14 protein-coding genes are annotated in these 16,081 nt (G+C 53.0%); 6 read left to right on the forward strand and 8 right to left on the reverse strand.

Annotation, left to right across the window (positions count from 1 at the left end):
* The first annotated feature begins 201 nt into the window (after window positions 1-201).
* Entirely contained in the window at window positions 202-906 is a 705-nt protein-coding gene (locus tag NA197_RS21160) for a FadR/GntR family transcriptional regulator (protein ID WP_001131144.1), read from the forward strand.
* 11 nt (window positions 907-917) lie between these two features.
* A complete protein-coding gene (gene mdtD / locus NA197_RS21165) occupies window positions 918-2,345 on the forward strand; it encodes a multidrug transporter subunit MdtD (RefSeq protein ID WP_000202071.1) in 1,428 nt (475 codons plus the stop codon).
* Here mdtD and rbsR read toward each other — a convergent pair.
* The 7 genes from rbsR to kup form a co-directional block, all read right to left on the reverse strand.
* Window positions 2,311-3,309, reverse strand: coding sequence for a ribose operon transcriptional repressor RbsR (gene rbsR / locus NA197_RS21170; protein ID WP_000224487.1), 999 nt, complete (start codon window positions 3,307-3,309; stop codon window positions 2,311-2,313). The two genes, mdtD and rbsR, sit on opposite strands and share 35 nt — an antisense overlap.
* Before the next feature lie 3 nt (window positions 3,310-3,312).
* Window positions 3,313-4,242: a ribokinase gene (gene rbsK, locus NA197_RS21175; protein WP_000844730.1), complete on the reverse strand. Its 930-nt coding sequence runs from the start codon at window positions 4,240-4,242 to the stop codon at window positions 3,313-3,315.
* A gap of 132 nt (window positions 4,243-4,374) precedes the next feature.
* Window positions 4,375-5,265 carry a ribose ABC transporter substrate-binding protein RbsB gene (gene rbsB, locus NA197_RS21180; RefSeq protein WP_001056260.1) on the reverse strand — a complete coding sequence of 297 codons (891 nt, stop codon included), beginning with the start codon at window positions 5,263-5,265 and terminating at the stop codon, window positions 4,375-4,377.
* A gap of 24 nt (window positions 5,266-5,289) precedes the next feature.
* Window positions 5,290-6,255 (reverse strand): ribose ABC transporter permease, encoded by a 966-nt coding sequence (rbsC, locus tag NA197_RS21185; protein ID WP_000211345.1) that lies wholly within the window; start codon window positions 6,253-6,255, stop codon window positions 5,290-5,292.
* Between the two features lie 5 nt (window positions 6,256-6,260).
* Window positions 6,261-7,766: a ribose ABC transporter ATP-binding protein RbsA gene (gene rbsA, locus NA197_RS21190; protein ID WP_000339366.1), complete on the reverse strand. Its 1,506-nt coding sequence runs from the start codon at window positions 7,764-7,766 to the stop codon at window positions 6,261-6,263.
* 7 nt (window positions 7,767-7,773) lie between these two features.
* Window positions 7,774-8,193, reverse strand: a complete 420-nt coding sequence (rbsD, locus tag NA197_RS21195; protein ID WP_000715944.1) for a D-ribose pyranase — start codon at window positions 8,191-8,193, stop codon at window positions 7,774-7,776.
* Between the two features lie 216 nt (window positions 8,194-8,409).
* On the reverse strand, window positions 8,410-10,278 hold the full coding sequence (kup, locus tag NA197_RS21200; RefSeq protein WP_000102338.1) for a low affinity potassium transporter Kup: 1,869 nt from the start codon (window positions 10,276-10,278) through the stop codon (window positions 8,410-8,412).
* A 347-nt stretch (window positions 10,279-10,625) separates the two neighbouring features.
* On the opposite strand from kup, the gene ravA reads away from it, so the two are divergent.
* A complete protein-coding gene (gene ravA / locus NA197_RS21205) occupies window positions 10,626-12,122 on the forward strand; it encodes an ATPase RavA (RefSeq protein WP_000940975.1) in 1,497 nt (498 codons plus the stop codon).
* On the forward strand, window positions 12,116-13,567 hold the full coding sequence (viaA, locus tag NA197_RS21210; RefSeq protein WP_000956592.1) for an ATPase RavA stimulator ViaA: 1,452 nt from the start codon (window positions 12,116-12,118) through the stop codon (window positions 13,565-13,567). The genes ravA and viaA overlap by 7 nt, the downstream gene beginning before the upstream one ends.
* Window positions 13,568-13,571: 4 nt before the next feature.
* Here viaA and asnA read toward each other — a convergent pair whose 3' ends face one another.
* Window positions 13,572-14,564 (reverse strand): aspartate--ammonia ligase, encoded by a 993-nt coding sequence (gene asnA, locus NA197_RS21215; RefSeq protein ID WP_000845121.1) that lies wholly within the window; start codon window positions 14,562-14,564, stop codon window positions 13,572-13,574.
* A 150-nt stretch (window positions 14,565-14,714) separates the two neighbouring features.
* On the opposite strand from asnA, the gene asnC reads away from it, so the two are divergent.
* On the forward strand, window positions 14,715-15,173 hold the full coding sequence (gene asnC / locus NA197_RS21220; RefSeq protein ID WP_000433018.1) for a transcriptional regulator AsnC: 459 nt from the start codon (window positions 14,715-14,717) through the stop codon (window positions 15,171-15,173).
* Between the two features lie 89 nt (window positions 15,174-15,262).
* The gene (gene mioC / locus NA197_RS21225; RefSeq protein WP_000763722.1) at window positions 15,263-15,706 is read left to right on the forward strand and encodes an FMN-binding protein MioC; all 444 of its coding nucleotides are present in this window, start codon (window positions 15,263-15,265) and stop codon (window positions 15,704-15,706) included.
* Window positions 15,707-16,081: the final 375 nt, after the last annotated feature.

The raw sequence follows: 16,081 nt of genomic DNA on the forward strand, positions 1-16,081 counted from the left end.
GTTCCGTGTCAGTGGTGGCGCATTATAGGGAGTTATTTCTGCCTGACAAGAGGAAATTTAAAATAATTTTCTGAGTGTCTCTTTTTTCATCAATAGCGTGCTTAACGTGCCATAAAATAAGCAAATTGCCGTTATTGCAACTGCAATCACACTTCCAGGTGGCATACTAATAACCAAACGAAAGAGAAAGGAAGAACATTCATGCCTTTAAGCGCACAACAATTAGCCGCACAGAAAAATCTATCCTATGTTCTGGCTGAAAAGCTGGCGCAGCGGATATTAAAGGGTGACTACGCCCCCGGTACGATTCTTCCCGGCGAAATAGAACTGGGCGAGCAGTACGGCGTAAGTCGAACGGCAGTTCGCGAAGCGGTGAAAACGTTGACGGCTAAAGGTATGGTGCTCCCCCGTCCGCGCATTGGTACGCGGGTGATGCCGCAGGGAAACTGGAACTTTCTGGATCAAGAGCTGCTGACCTGGTGGATGACGGAAGAAAATTTTCATCAGGTGGTAGATCATTTTCTGGTGATGCGTATTAGCCTGGAGCCGCAAGCCTGCCTGCTGGCGGCGACTCTTGGCACACCGGAGCAGAAAGCGCGGCTTAATGCCTTAATGGAAGAGATGGTCGCGCTGAAAAAGCATTTTAAGCGTGAACGCTGGATTGAAGTGGATATGGCGTGGCACGAGCATATCTACGAAATGAGCGCCAATCCCTTTCTAATCTCTTTTGCGACGCTATTTCATTCGGTTTATCACACTTACTTTACCTCAATCACCTATAACGAGGTGGTAAAGCTGGATTTGCACCAGGCCATTGTTGATGCCATCGCTGATGGCGACGGCGAACGCGCTTTCCAGGCCTGCCAGGCGTTGTTAATAGCGCCCAATGAGAGACCAGATAATTAACAGGATATTGAATGACCAGCAAAAAAGCGCGCAGTATGGCTGGCCTGCCGTGGATCGCGGCGATGGCCTTCTTTATGCAGGCGCTAGACGCCACCATTTTGAATACCGCTTTACCGGCTATTGCGCATAGTCTTAACCGTTCCCCACTCGCCATGCAGTCCGCTATTATCAGTTATACCCTGACAGTAGCCATGTTAATTCCGGTAAGCGGCTGGCTGGCTGACCGCTTCGGTACGCGTCGCGTCTTTATGGTTGCCGTAAGTCTGTTTACGTTAGGCTCGCTGGCCTGCGCGCTCTCCAGTTCACTATCTGAATTGGTTATTTTTCGCGTCGTACAAGGCGTCGGCGGAGCGATGATGATGCCAGTGGCGCGACTGGCGTTATTGCGAGCCTATCCGCGTAGTGAGCTGCTGCCCGTTCTTAACTTTGTCACTATGCCGGGGCTGGTAGGTCCGATTCTGGGGCCGGTATTAGGCGGCGTACTGGTGACCTGGGCAAGCTGGCACTGGATCTTCCTGATTAATATTCCCATTGGGGTTGCAGGCATTCTGTATGCCCGCAAATATATGCCCAACTTCACCACGCCGCGTCGCAAGTTTGACATGACCGGCTTCTTTCTTTTTGGGTTAAGTCTGGTTTTATTTTCCAGCGGAATGGAACTGTTTGGCGAAAAGATTGTGGCGACATGGATCGCATCCGCCATTATTTTTTGCAGTATCGTTCTACTATTGGCCTATATCCGCCACGCCCGCCGTCATCCGACACCGTTAATATCGCTATCGCTGTTTAAGACACGCACATTTTCCGTTGGCATTGCCGGCAACCTCGCCACACGTCTGGGGACAGGCTGCGTACCTTTTTTGATGCCGTTAATGCTACAGGTTGGTTTTGGCTACCCGGCTCTGATCGCCGGCTGCATGATGGCGCCGACGGCTTTGGGTTCTATTATCGCGAAATCGACCGTAACGCAGGTTTTACGACGTTTGGGATACCGGAAGACTCTGGTCGGCATTACGGTATTTATCGGTCTGATGATTGCCCAGTTTTCGTTTCAATCTCCCGCCATGCCGATCTGGATGCTCGTACTGCCGCTATTCATTCTTGGAATGGCGATGTCCACTCAATTTACGGCAATGAATACGATTACTCTTGCGGATCTGACGGACGATAACGCCAGCAGCGGCAACAGCGTTCTGGCGGTTACGCAGCAATTGTCTATCAGTTTAGGCGTGGCGATCAGCGCGGCGGTGTTACGTATTTATGAAGGTTTTGCGGGCACCAGTACCGTGGAACAGTTCCACTATACCTTTATCACGATGGGGGCGATCACTATCGTGTCCGCGCTGATGTTTATGCTGCTAAGAGCCAAAGACGGCAACAATCTGATTAAAGAACGGCATAAATCTAAACCGACCCACGCACCGTCAAAACCGGAGTAAGCTGAAGTCGCTGTTGTTGCAAGGCGGGCTGCGCCATCCGATGAATCAACACATCAATAGCCAGCTCGCCCAATTCATCTTTCGGCTGATGGATAGTCGTCAGCGGCGGCGTCATATAGCGCGCCAGCTCAATATCATCATAGCCAATGACCGCCATATCCTGCGGAATACGAAGCCCCGCCTGATATAGCGCCTGATAGGCGCCGACAGCCATCGCATCGTTTCCGGTAAAAACCGCTTGCGGTCGCTGTTGATGGGCGAGTAACGCCTGCATGGCGTCAAAGCCGCCGCCAAATTCAAAATCGCCGGTGATCTCATAGCCTTGCGGAATAGCCAGCCCTGCACGTTTCATCGCCGCCCGATACCCTTCCAGCCGCAAACGCGCAGGCGTTTTGTCCAGCGGGCCGGTAATACAGGCTATTCGGGTAAATCCTTTATCGATAAGGTGTTGGGTCGCAAGATCGCCGCCTAACAACGAGTTATCCTGAATGAGATCGCTATCGCCCTCACCATCAAACGGCGACCAGTCCATCATGACGGTAGGAATAGACGGATAACGTTCCATGATTTCACGAGAAGGCTGATGCGTTTCGGTACACAGCAGCAGTAAACCGTCTACCCGTTTTTGCATCAGCGTCTCCAGGTTGCGGTTCATCCGTTGCTCATCGCCTTCGGTATTACACAGCACCAGACTATAACCGCGCTCAAAACAGCTTCGCTCAACGCCGCGCACCAGTTCGGAATAAAAAGGGTTGGTACTGGCGGTAATCAGCATACCAATCGTGCGGGTCTGGTTTAACTTGAGGCTTCGCGCCAGCGCGGAAGGCGCATAGTTAAGTGATTTAATCGCCGCTTCAACTTTTTCAGTAATCGTCTCACTCACAAAGCGATCTTTGTTAATAACGTGAGAGACCGTCGATGTAGAGACTCCCGCCAGGCGGGCAACATCTTTCATAGTAGCCAAGCGTTACCCCTGCTGATGTAAAAACGCTTCTATCTCTTCGCGCCACGGAACGGAAGGTTGCGCGCCTTTACGCGTTACGGCAATCGCGGCGGCGGCATGGGCAAAGCGAATCGCTTCCGGCAACGGCGTCTCCTCCAGTATCGCGGTGATAAAGGCGCCGTTAAACGTATCTCCGGCGGCAATGGTATCGACAGCCTCAACGCTAAATCCAGGAACGCGGCGGCCCTCGCCGTTTACGCTGGCCCAGACGCCACGGCTTCCTAAGGTAATTAATACGGTTCGAATGCCTTTATCATGCAAAACCTGCGCAGCTTTCGCGGCATCGTCGTCATTTTCCACACGCACGCCCGTCAGCTTTTCAGCTTCCGTTTCATTTGGCGTGATGATGTCCACCAGCGCCAGCAGTTCATCCGGTAACTCACGGGCAGGCGCCGGGTTAAGCGCAACAGTAGTATGATGTTGATGGGCGATTTTCGCCGCCGCCAGTACGCTTTCCAGCGGCGATTCCAGCTGCATCAGTAACGCATCCGCCTGCGCGATACGTTCACGTTGCGCATCAACCAACGCCGGCGATAACGCGGCATTCGCTCCGGCATGAATACCGATGACGTTCTCGCCTTCGCCGTTAACGAAAATCAGCGCCACCCCGGTAGACTCGCCTTTAATGACGCTAACTGGCGCGATATCAATACGATCGCTGACTAATTGTTTACGAATACTGTCGCCAATATCGTCATCGCCCGTGCAGGCGATAAACGCAATATTTGCCCCGCTACGTCCCGCAGCAACCGCCTGATTCGCGCCTTTCCCGCCAAACGCGACCTGATAATGGCTACCGGTTACCGTTTCACCCGGGGTAGGGAAGGACTCAAGATTAAGGATATGATCGGCATTAATGCTGCCAAGGACGATGAGATTACCTGCGGTTTTCATATTCGGGGTTCCACGTCAAAGTGCGCCACCGGTTAGGGTGGCGCGTGCCCTGCTTTTCTTTTTTTACGTTCACCTCAGCGGAGGCTCGCGTATTTCTGTCGCCATCAGGCCATAGTTGACCCGTGTCGTTTATTACTGCTTGATGACCAGTTTCAGGTCAACCGGATATTTGGCCTGAACTTTTTCGCCTTTCAGCACCTTATCCGCCACTTCAACGCCTTTGGCGCCGATTTGATCCGGTAACTGAGCGATAGTCGCTGCCAGTTTGCCATCTTTTACGGCCTTTTCGCCATCCGGCGTACCGTCAAATCCAACCACCATCACATCTGCTTTACCGGCAGTTTGCAGCGCGCGCAGTGCGCCCAGCGCCATTTCATCATTCTGGGCGAAGACAGCCTGAACATCCGGATGCGCGGTCAGCAGGTTCTGCATGACGTTCAGACCCTTAGTACGGTCGAAATCAGCAGGCTGGCTGGCCAGGACATTAAATTTGTGGGCGGCTACCGCCTGCTGGAAACCTTCGCCACGCTCACGCGCCGCAGATGTTCCGGCAATGCCTTGCAACTCAATCACTTTGGCGCCTTCGCCAGCTTTTTTCGCGATATAGTCGCCAGCGATCTTACCGCCCAGCACGTTATCAGACGCGATATGGCTGACGACATCGCCTTTGGTTGCCTGGCGGTCAAGAGTGATAACCGGAATCTTCGCCTGGTTCGCCATCTTCACCGCGTTACCCACCGCATCGGAGTCAGTCGGGTTGATCAGCAGAATTTTGGTCCCGCGAACGGTTAAATCCTGCACGTTCGCCAGCTCTTTGGCAGGGTTGTTCTGGGAGTCCAGCACCACCAGGTTATAACCCAGTTTATCCGCCTCTTTTTGCGCCCCGTCTTTTAACGACACGAAGAAGGGATTATTGAGGGTAGAGATCACCAGCGCAATGGTGTCTTTCGCCATTGCATTCGCGCTCACGGTGGCGCTCAGCGCAACAGCAGATACCAGGGTAGCCAGTTTTTTCATGTTCATATTTCAGATGTCCTGTAGTCGTTGTTACTGCTTTTTGTTGTCTACCAGTACCGCCAGCAAAATCACCACCGCTTTGACGATCATCTGGTAATAGGAGGAAACACCTAACAAATTCAAACCATTATTAAGGAAGCCGAGAATCAATGCGCCGATCAATGTCCCAACAATGCGTCCTTTACCGCCTGCAAGGCTGGTGCCGCCCAGCACCACGGCGGCAATAGCATCCAGCTCATAGCCGGTACCCGCCGTCGGCTGCGCGGAAGAGAGGCGCGCCACTTCAATGATGCCCGCCAGCGACGCTGTCAGGCCGCAAAGTGAATAGACGATAATTTTCACTTTGCTCACGCTAATGCCAGACAGGCGCGTCGCCGCTTCGTTACCGCCCAGCGCGTAGATATAGCGTCCCAGACGGGTGTGATGCAGCATATACCAGGCGGCGATAAAGACGATAGCCATGATCCAGACCGGCGTAGGAACGCCCAGCGGACGGCCGATACCGAACCAGCCAAACAGATCGGCGTTATCGGTAAAGCCAGTGTTGACCGGGCTACCGTCGGTGTAAACCATCGTCACGCCGCGCAGTAGCAGCATCATCACCAGCGTAGCGATAAACGCCTGTACGCGGCCTTTCGCGACGATAACGCCAGTGACGGCGCCAATCGCAGCGCCCAGCGCCAGCGCGGCGGCAACCGCGACCAGCGCATTCACTTCAACGCCGACGATTGAAGCGGCAACCGCGCCGGTGAGCGCCAGCAGGGAACCGACGGACAGATCGATCCCCGATGTCAGAATCACCAACGTCATCCCCACCGCCATAATGGCGTTGACGGAGGTCTGTTGAAGAATATTGAACAGATTATTAACGGTAAAAAAGTTGGGGCTCAACGTCGAAACAATCGCGATCAGCACCAGCAGGGCAATGAGCGACTTCTGCTCAAGAAGCCACGCTTTAGTGAAATAACGGCGACCAGAAACAGCCTGGGTTGTCATCTTTTTTACTCCTGATTCACGCGATTAAGCTTGCCCACTGCGGCAGCCATTAACACTTCCTGGGTGGCCTGCTCGCGAGTAAATTCACCGCTGAGATGCCCTTCATGCATGACGATGATGCGATCGCTCATGCCTAATACTTCTGGCATCTCAGATGAGACCAGAATGATGCTCAGGCCGTCGGCCTTAAACTGGTTGATAAGCTGATAAATCTCTTTCTTGGCGCCGACGTCCACGCCGCGGGTCGGCTCGTCGAGAATGAGCACTTTCGGGCGCGTCATCAACCCGCGGGCAATCGCCACTTTTTGCTGATTACCGCCAGAAAGCAGGCCTATCGCCTGTTCCATTGACGGCGTCTTGACGTTGAACAGACGGATAAAATCCCCCACCGCCTGCTGCTCATCTTTGTGTTTCAGGCTTCCGCCAGCGCGGCTGAAATAGTCCAGCGCCGTCAGCGACATATTCTCTTTAACTGACATGCCGAGCACCAGTCCATCGCGCTTACGGTCTTCAGAGATATAAACGATGCCATTGGCCAGTCCGTCCTGCGGAGAACGCGTCACCACTTCGTGTCCATCAAGCGTCACATAACCGCTGGTTCGCGGCATCGCGCCGTACAATACTTTCATCAGCTCGGTGCGACCGGCGCCCATCAGGCCGGAGATGCCAAGAATCTCGCCTTTTCGCAGCACAAAAGAGACATCATTCACGCCCGGTCCGCACAGATTATCGACCTTCAGGCGAATCTCACCCGGCGCGTTATCCAGATGCGGGTACTGATCTTCCAGCTTACGTCCCACCATCATTTCGATAAGAGAATCTTCGGTCAACGTGGCCACTTCACGCTCGGCGATAAATTGCCCATCGCGGAAGACCGTCACGTCATCGCAAATTTCGAAGATCTCTTTCATACGGTGGGAGATATAGACAATGCCGCGCCCCTGCGATTTTAATTCGCGGATAACGCGGAACAGAGAGTCGGTTTCAGTGTCGGTCAGCGCATCGGTCGGTTCATCCATAATGATGACTTTGGATTCGAAGCTCAGCACTTTGGCGATTTCCACCATTTGCTGATCGCCGATAGAGAGTTCGCCCACCAGCTTATCGCTCTTAAAACGCAGATTGAGTTTGGCTAAGAGCTGGTCGGCTTCGGCATACATCTTTTTCCAGTCGATTTTGCCAAAGCGATTCACAAACTCACGGCCCAGGAAGATGTTTTCCGCAATGGTCAACTGCGGGATCAGGTTCAGTTCCTGATGAATAATGCCGATCCCGGCTTCCTGAGACGATTTAGGCCCATTAAAGGTGGTCTCTTTACCCAGCCATAACAACGATCCCGCATCTCGCGTATAGATGCCGGTTAATACTTTCATCATGGTGGATTTTCCGGCGCCGTTTTCCCCCACCAGCGCCATAACGCGGCCAGGATAAACGTTTAACGCGGCGCCGGAGAGAGCCTTCACGCCGGGGAACGCTTTATCGATCCCTTTGAGTTGCAGTAATGCGTCCATAGCGGCCTCAGAAAGTGACGCCAGCGCAAAGAATGACGTTCGCATACGGGGAACACTCCCCGCTGCGAATCACCGCCTGACTGTCTGCAGTCAATTTTTTGAATTGTTCGTGTGTCGTATAACTAATTTTTATGGTGTTTCCCTGGTGTTGCTGCAGTTGCTCAAGGTGAGTGAGCAACGTTTCGTGGAGCTGCGGATTCTGTTGTTTGATTTCCGTTGCAAGAATCGCCGCCTCAACCTGCATTTCCCGGGTCACGACATCCACCACCTGCATAAAAGAAGGTACGCCCTGGGTTAGTGCCATATCGATACGCGCGGTGCTATTCGGGATGGGTAAACCCGCATCACAGACCACCAGAGTATCAGTATGCCCCAGACGGGAAATGACCGACGAGATTTCAGAGTTGAGTACGGTGCCTTTCTTCATTTTTCTGCTCCACTAGCGAAACGTTTCGCTGGCCGCAGTGTAACCCTGGATGTGTTCATAAAACCATCATGACGTAACAGAATTGTGATCGCCGTCGAAACGTTTCGCTAGCGGAAATCAGGTGAAGATAATCGCCCAATGGCGATTATCTTGTGGGAATCTACGGATTGGCCAGGCCGGGTAAGCCAACGCGGCCCCCGGCATGTTGATGAGAGGTTAAATCTCGACCTGCGTACCTAACTCAATCACGCGGTTAGGCGGGATCTCGAACTGATCCGGCGCGCGCAGGGCGTTGCGTTGCAACAACAAATACAGCTTGCCGCGCAGACGCAAATACCACGGGCGTTTGCCGACAATCAACGACTCGTGCGACATAAAGAACGACGTTTCCATCATCCGACAGCTAAGGCCTTCCAGACCGCAGCGGTGGAACACCTCTTCAACGTTTGGCGTTTCGCGCCAGCCGTAGCTGGCCACCACGCGCCAGAATGTCGGAGACAACTGCTCAATCTGCACCCGGCGAACGTTATGCACATAAGGCGCATCTTCCGTACGCAACGTCAGTAAGATTACGCGCTCATGCAACACTTTGTTGTGCTTCAGGTTATGCAATAAAGCAAAAGGGATCACACTGAGCGCGCGCGACATGTATACGGCAGTACCCGGCACCCGAACCGGCGGTGACTTCTCCAGTGAAGCAATCATCGCTTCCAGCGAATTACCGTGTTCATGCATACGACGCAACAGACGGAAACGCTCGCTCTTCCAGGTGGTCATGATCGTGAACATGATCAGGCCCAGGCTCAGCGGCAGCCAACCGCCGGACAACAATTTATCGAGGTTAGCCGAGAACAGCGGGATATCCACGCACAGGAATGCGATGAGGATCAGCGCGACAAAATATTTGTTCCAGTGCCAGTTCTTACGCGCCACGGTCGTAGAAAGAATAGACGTCAGTACCATCGTGCCGGTCACGGCGATACCATAGGCCGCCGCCAGGTTGCTGGAGTGCTCAAAGCTAACGATAACAACCACGACCGCGAAATAAAGCAGCCAGTTAACGAAAGGGATGTAGATCTGACCGGACTCCATCTCGGAGGTATGGATAATGCGCATTGGCGACAAATAGCCAAGACGCACGGCCTGACGCGTCAGCGAAAAGACGCCAGAAATAACCGCCTGGGAGGCGATCACTGTCGCCAGCGCGGCCAGAATCAGCAGCGGAATTAACGCCCAGTCCGGCGCCAACAGGAAGAAGGGGTTTTTAATCGCTTCCGGATGCTTAAGTAGCAATGCGCCCTGACCAAAGTAGTTCAGTACTAACGACGGCAATACCACGGTAAACCACGCCAGGCGAATCGGGAACTTACCGAAGTGTCCCATATCGGCGTACAACGCCTCTACGCCGGTAATCGACAGCACCACCGCGCCCAACGCAATAAATGATACGGTTTTATATTCAAGGAAAAAACGTACCGCCCAGACAGGATTCAGCGCATGTAACACTTCGGGATTGGCGATAATACTGCGCAGGCCAAGTACCGCCAGGATTAAAAACCAGGTCAGCATGATCGGCGCAAAGAGTTTTCCTACCATTCCCGTACCGTGCTTCTGAATCATAAACAACAGAGTCAGCACAATAATGGAGAGCGGGACAATCCAGGTATCCAGCTGCGGCGCGACAATCTCCAGGCCTTCAATCGCCGACATCACCGAAATCGCCGGCGTAATGACCACTTCGCCATAGAAAAAGCTGCCGCCTATCAGTCCCATGATAACTAACATGGATGTGGTGCGCGCCGAGGTATTACGCCCGGCAAGCGACATCAGCGTCAAAATTCCACCTTCACCCGCGTTATCGGCGCGCATCACGAAGGTGAGATATTTGATGGAAACCACAAAGATGAGTAGCCAGAAGATCAGCGACAGAAAACCAAACACGGCATCTCGTTCAACGCCAAAACCAAACTGACCGGACAAACATTCACGAAGCGTATAAAGCGGGCTGGTACCAATATCACCGTAGACAACCCCAATAGCTGCGAGGGTAATCGCAGGCAACGATTGCTTATTATCAGTGCTCATAGACTCATCTTTCGTTTATACACGTCACCCTTCACGCTACCTCCTTGTCGGCTGCATTCGCTTACCCCAGTCACACGTTTAAGTCAGTGCCAGGGGATTCACTCCTTTGCCGCCTTGATGTAGTTTGAATGAATGAGTGTATAGATATGAAATGTGTGCTTAGTCCCTTGGCCCACAAAAAAGCGCACAGTATGCACGATTAATCATAAAATCGTACCCCTAAATGAAGCCAGATTAACCTGGCTCAAAGAAAAATAAACAGCGCGTCAGACGATTACAGCCCCGGTGGTGAAACGTCTATACTCGCAATTAGCATGATCCATTTGTCGAAAGGACGCCTCTTTATTATGGCTCACCCACATTTATTAGCGGAAAGAATTTCCCGTCTGAGCAGCGCCCTTGAGAAGGGGCTGTATGAACGTAGTCACGCCATACGCCTGTGCCTACTGGCGGCGTTAAGCGGTGAGAGCGTCTTTTTGTTGGGCCCGCCCGGTATCGCCAAGAGTCTGATTGCCCGCCGCCTGAAGTTTGCTTTCCAGCGCGCCCGCGCTTTTGAATATCTGATGACACGCTTTTCCACGCCGGAAGAGGTGTTTGGCCCGCTCTCTATTCAGGCGCTGAAAGATGAAGGTCGCTATGAACGCTTAACGACCGGCTACCTTCCCGAAGCCGAAATCGTTTTTCTGGATGAAATCTGGAAAGCCGGGCCCGCTATCCTGAACACATTGCTGACCGCCATTAACGAACGCCATTTCCGCAACGGCGCATTTGAGGAAAAAATTCCGATGCGGCTGCTGGTGGCGGCCTCTAACGAACTGCCCGAAGCGGACAGCAGCCTGGAAGCCTTGTACGACCGAATGTTGATTCGCCTGTGGCTGGATAAAGTTCAGGATAAAGCCAATTTCCGCTCCATGCTGATTAGTCAGCAGGATGAGAGTGATAACCCGGTCCCCGCCTCGTTACAGGTTAGCGACGAAGAATATCAACAGTGGCAAAAAGATATCGGCGCGATTTCACTGCCTGATCCGGTCTTTGAGCTGATATTTACTCTGCGCCAACAGCTGGATAATTTGCCGAATGCGCCTTATGTCTCCGACCGTCGCTGGAAGAAAGCCATCCGCCTGTTACAGGCCAGCGCCTTCTTTAGCGGACGCGACGCGGTTGCGCCGATTGACCTTATCCTGCTAAAAGATTGCTTGTGGTATGACGCGCAGAGTCTGAATCTCATGCAACAGCAACTGGAAATATTGATGACCGGACACGCCTGGCAGCAGCAGGCCATGCTGACTCGCCTCGGCGGTATCGTCCAGCGCCGCCTCCAGTTGCAGCAACAGCAAAGCGATAAAACCGCCTTCACCGTCATTAAAGAAGGCGGTATGTTCAGCCGTCGCCCGCATTACACTTTACCGCCGGAAGCCAGTGCGTCAACGTTGACGTTATTGCTACAAAAACCGCTAAAACTGCATGATATGGAAGTGATCCATATTACCTTTGACCGCAGCGCGCTGGAACTTTGGCTGACCAAAGGCGGCGAGATCCGCGGCAAACTGAACGGGATCGGCTTTGCCCAAACGCTGAATATGGAAGTCGATAACGCTCAACATCTGGTGGTGCGCGACATCAGTCTACAAGGTACCCGTCTGGCGTTACCGGGAGCGGCTGAAGACAGTATGCCTGCGGAGATCAAACAGCAGCTGGAAACGTTAGAAAACGACTGGCGCCAGCAGCATACCCGCTTCAGCGAGCAGCAACATTGCCTGTTTATTCACAGCGACTGGTTAGGGCGCATTGAGGCCAGCCTGCAGGATGTAGGAGAACAGATCCGCCAGGCGCAACAATGCTGACGCTGGATACGCTAAATACCATGCTGGCCGTCAGCGAAGAGGGAATGGTCGAAGAGATGATCCTCGCGCTACTGGCTTCCCCACAACTGGTCATTTTCTTTGAAAAGTTTCCGCGTTTAAAAAACGCCGTGACCGCCGATCTCCCGCGCTGGCGGGAAGCGCTACGCAGCCGTCTTAAAGACGCACGCGTTCCGCCGGAACTCACGGAAGAGGTCATGTGTTATCAGCAAAGCCAACTTCTCTCTACCCCACAGTTCATCGTGCAACTGCCGCAAATACTGGCGTTGCTTCACCGCCTGCATTCACCGTATGCCGCGCAGGCGAAGCAGTTGACGGAGAGCAACAGTACCTTTACCCCTGCGCTACACACGCTTTTTTTGCAACGCTGGCGGTTAAGTCTGGTCGTGCAGGCCACCACGTTAAACCAGCAACTACTGGAAGAAGAGCGCGAGCAGTTGCTGAGTGACGTACAGGAACGGATGACGCTGAGCGGGCAACTGGAACCGACGCTGGCGGAAAATGATAATGCCGCAGGCCGCCTGTGGGATATGAGCGCGGGCCAGCTTAAACGTGGTGATTATCAACTGATCGTAAAATACGGCGAATTTCTCGCCGCCCAGCCGGAACTAATGCAACTGGCGGAACAACTGGGACGTTCGCGGGAAGCCAAATCGGTACCGAAAAAAGACGCGCCGATGGAAACCTTTCGTACACTGGTGCGCGAACCCGCAACGGTGCCGGAGCAGGTTGACGGTATACAGCAAAGCGATGATATTCTGCGCCTGTTGCCGCCAGAGCTGGCGACGCTCGGCATCACCGAGCTGGAATATGAATTCTACCGCCGATTAGTGGAAAAACAGCTCCTCACCTATCGCCTGCATGGCGAAGCATGGCGTGAGAAAGTGACCGAACGGCCGGTAGTACACCAGGATGTCGACGAGCAGCCGCGCGGACCGTTTATTGTCTGCGTCGATACTTCAGGCTCGATGGGAGGATTTAACGAGCAGTGCGCAAAAGCGTTCTGCCTGGCGTTGATGCGCGTTGCGCTGGCGGATAACCGCCGCTGCTTTATTATGCTGTTTTCCACTGACGTTGTGCGTTATGAACTCTCCGGCCCGGAAGGTATTGAGCAGGCCATCCGCTTTTTAAGTCAACGTTTTCGCGGCGGCACGGATATCGCCAGCTGTTTTCGCGCCATTATTGAAAGAATGCAGGGACGGGAATGGTTTGATGCCGATGCGGTGGTCATTTCGGATTTTATCGCCCAGCGCTTGCCGGATGACGTGGTGAGCAAAGTGGGAGAGTTGCAGCGTCTTCACCAGCATCGATTCCATGCGGTGGCGATGTCGGCGCACGGCAAACCCGGCATCATGCGCATTTTCGATCATATCTGGCGCTTTGACACCGGGATGCGAAGCCGCCTGCTGAGACGCTGGCGGCGCTAACGGCTTATAAAATAGCAGGAATGCTTTCGCGAACCTGCGCGGGCCATACGCCGCACTGCACCTGACCAATATGCGGCAATTGCAGCAGCAACATCGTCAGACGCGACTGCCCAATCCCGCCGCCGATGGTCTGCGGCATTTCGCCGCGCAGCAGCGCCTGATGCCACTCCAGTTGCAGACGATCTTCATCACCGGTCAACGCCAGCTGGCGCATCAGCGTATCGGCATCTACGCGGATACCCATAGAGGAAAGCTCAAACGCATCTTCCAGCACCGGGTTCCACACCAGGATATCGCCGTTCAGACCGGCGTAGCCCAGCTCAGATGCGGAGCTCCAGTCATCATAATCCGGCGCGCGTACATCATGGCGGTGGCCATCGCTCAGTTTACCGCCGATCCCCACCAGGAAAACGGCGCCAAGTTCTTTGGCGATCGCGCGTTCGCGCCCTTTCGCATCCAGATCCGGGAAACGCGCCAGCAGTTCCTGACTGTGAACAAACTGAATTTGCTCTGGCAGGAACGGCGCCAGACCAAACTGTTTATGCACTTCTGCTTCCGTCGCCTTAATTCCTGCCCATATAGCCTCTACTGTGCTTTTCAGGGTGGAAAATTGGCGCTCGCCATCGCCCATGACACGCTCCCAGTCCCACTGATCCACATAGACCGAGTGGAGCGGAGAGAGTCGGTCTTCATCGGGGCGAAGGGCTTTCATGTGCGTGTACAGCCCTTCGCCCGCGCTGAAGTCATGTTGCCCCAGGGTTTGACGTTTCCACTTCGCCAGTGAATGCACCACTTCGAACTGGGCGTCAGGCAACGCTTTCACTTTTACCTGCACCGCTTTTTCACAGCCGGACAAATTATCCTGCGTACCATCCCCTACGCGACTCAGGATCGGCGCCTGGACCTCAATCAGACCCAGACGCTCCTCCAGCTGGCGAGAGAAATGTGATTTCACGAAGCTAATTTGACGTTGTTTGGCAATGTAAGCGGTTTTCATTTTTTTACTCCTGCGTCCTGTTGCCTATGATTAAGCAACAAAACGAGAGCACTATTCAATAATCAACAGATAAAAAGCTAACTTCGATTTTGATTCGTTAAAAATAATGGCTAAAATAGAGATAATCATTAATCTGCATAAGAAAAAGCGATGGAAAATTATCAGATCGACAATCTGGACCGCGGCATCCTTGACGCCTTAATGGGAAATGCCCGCACTGCCTACGCCGAACTGGCCAAACAATTTGGCGTTAGCCCTGGAACCATTCACGTTCGCGTCGAGAAAATGAAGCAGGCCGGGATCATTACGGGCGCACGGATTGACGTCAGCCCTAAACAGCTGGGCTACGATGTGGGCTGCTTTATTGGCATCATCCTCAAAAGCGCCAAAGACTATCCTTCCGCACTGGCCCGGCTGGAAAGCCTGGATGAGGTGACGGAAGCGTATTACACCACCGGTCACTACAGCATCTTTATAAAAGTGATGTGCAAATCAATCGACGCGCTTCAGCACGTACTTATCAACAAGATCCAAACAATTGATGAAATTCAGTCCACTGAGACACTGATCGTCTTGCAGAACCCGATCATGCGCACCATCAAGCCATGATCGGCTTTTTTAATCCCACATTTTTCCACAGGTAGATCCCAGCTCGTTCACAGAGTACAATGCAGCCTCTTTACCTGAGCGAGCGATCAATGGCAGACATTACTCTTATCAGCGGCAGCACCCTGGGCGGCGCCGAATACGTCGCGGAACATCTGGCGGAAAAGCTGGAAGCTGCCGGTTTTTCAACCGAAACGGTGCATGGTCCGTTATTAGAGGATCTGTCAACTTCCGGGATCTGGCTGATAATCAGCTCAACGCACGGCGCCGGAGACATTCCGGACAACCTGACCCCTTTCTATGAAGACCTTCAGACGCAGAAACCTGATCTTTCCGCGGTACGTTTCGGCGCAATTGGCATTGGCAGTCGAGAATACGACACGTTTTGCGGCGCGATTGAGAAAATAGAAGCGGAACTGAAAGGCGCTGGCGCAAAACAGGTTGGGGAAACACTGAAGATCAACATCCTTGAACATGAGATTCCGGAAGATCCAGCGGAGATTTGGCTCGGATCCTGGATTAATTTACTCAAATAAGTGTAAAGATCGTGCGATCCATTGTGGATAAATCTGGTGGAAAGCTTGGATCAACCGGTAGTTATCCAAAGAATAACCGTTGTTCACTTTTTGAGTTGTGTATAAGTACCCGTTTTGATCCCAGCTTATACGGGCCACGATCACCGATCATTCACAGCTAGTGATCCTTTCCAACGCATTGATCTTTATCACAGGATCCGGGTTATCCACAGCCTGGCGCGATCCTAATAAGAGATCACAATAGAACAGATCTCTAAATAAAAAGATCTTCTTTTTAATAGCCCGGATCCCGGGGCTTTCTCCATCGGCTAAAGTTGAGTAGAATCCACCGCCCGGGCTTCAATCCATTTTCACACCGCGTTATGCGAGGCAATT

The organism is Salmonella sp. NW884 (assembly GCF_051700745.1).
In the GTDB taxonomy this organism is placed as follows: Bacteria; Pseudomonadota; Gammaproteobacteria; order Enterobacterales; family Enterobacteriaceae; genus Salmonella; species Salmonella enterica.

What these genes read in the sequence shown, in the direction of transcription:
- rbsD (WP_000715944.1), bottom strand. Translation starts at nt 8,193, where the DNA reads ATGAAGAAAGGCACCGTACTCAACTCTGAAATCTCGTCGGTCATTTCC.
- asnA (WP_000845121.1), bottom strand. Translation starts at nt 14,564, where the DNA reads ATGAAAACCGCTTACATTGCCAAACAACGTCAAATTAGCTTCGTGAAA.
- rbsK (WP_000844730.1), bottom strand. Translation starts at nt 4,242, where the DNA reads ATGAAAACCGCAGGTAATCTCATCGTCCTTGGCAGCATTAATGCCGAT.
- ravA (WP_000940975.1), top strand. Translation starts at nt 10,626, where the DNA reads ATGGCTCACCCACATTTATTAGCGGAAAGAATTTCCCGTCTGAGCAGC.
- mdtD (WP_000202071.1), top strand. Translation starts at nt 918, where the DNA reads ATGACCAGCAAAAAAGCGCGCAGTATGGCTGGCCTGCCGTGGATCGCG.
- rbsA (WP_000339366.1), bottom strand. Translation starts at nt 7,766, where the DNA reads ATGGACGCATTACTGCAACTCAAAGGGATCGATAAAGCGTTCCCCGGC.
- mioC (WP_000763722.1), top strand. Translation starts at nt 15,263, where the DNA reads ATGGCAGACATTACTCTTATCAGCGGCAGCACCCTGGGCGGCGCCGAA.
- rbsC (WP_000211345.1), bottom strand. Translation starts at nt 6,255, where the DNA reads ATGACAACCCAGGCTGTTTCTGGTCGCCGTTATTTCACTAAAGCGTGG.
- viaA (WP_000956592.1), top strand. Translation starts at nt 12,116, where the DNA reads ATGCTGACGCTGGATACGCTAAATACCATGCTGGCCGTCAGCGAAGAG.
- rbsB (WP_001056260.1), bottom strand. Translation starts at nt 5,265, where the DNA reads ATGAACATGAAAAAACTGGCTACCCTGGTATCTGCTGTTGCGCTGAGC.
- kup (WP_000102338.1), bottom strand. Translation starts at nt 10,278, where the DNA reads ATGAGCACTGATAATAAGCAATCGTTGCCTGCGATTACCCTCGCAGCT.
- asnC (WP_000433018.1), top strand. Translation starts at nt 14,715, where the DNA reads ATGGAAAATTATCAGATCGACAATCTGGACCGCGGCATCCTTGACGCC.
- NA197_RS21160 (WP_001131144.1), top strand. Translation starts at nt 202, where the DNA reads ATGCCTTTAAGCGCACAACAATTAGCCGCACAGAAAAATCTATCCTAT.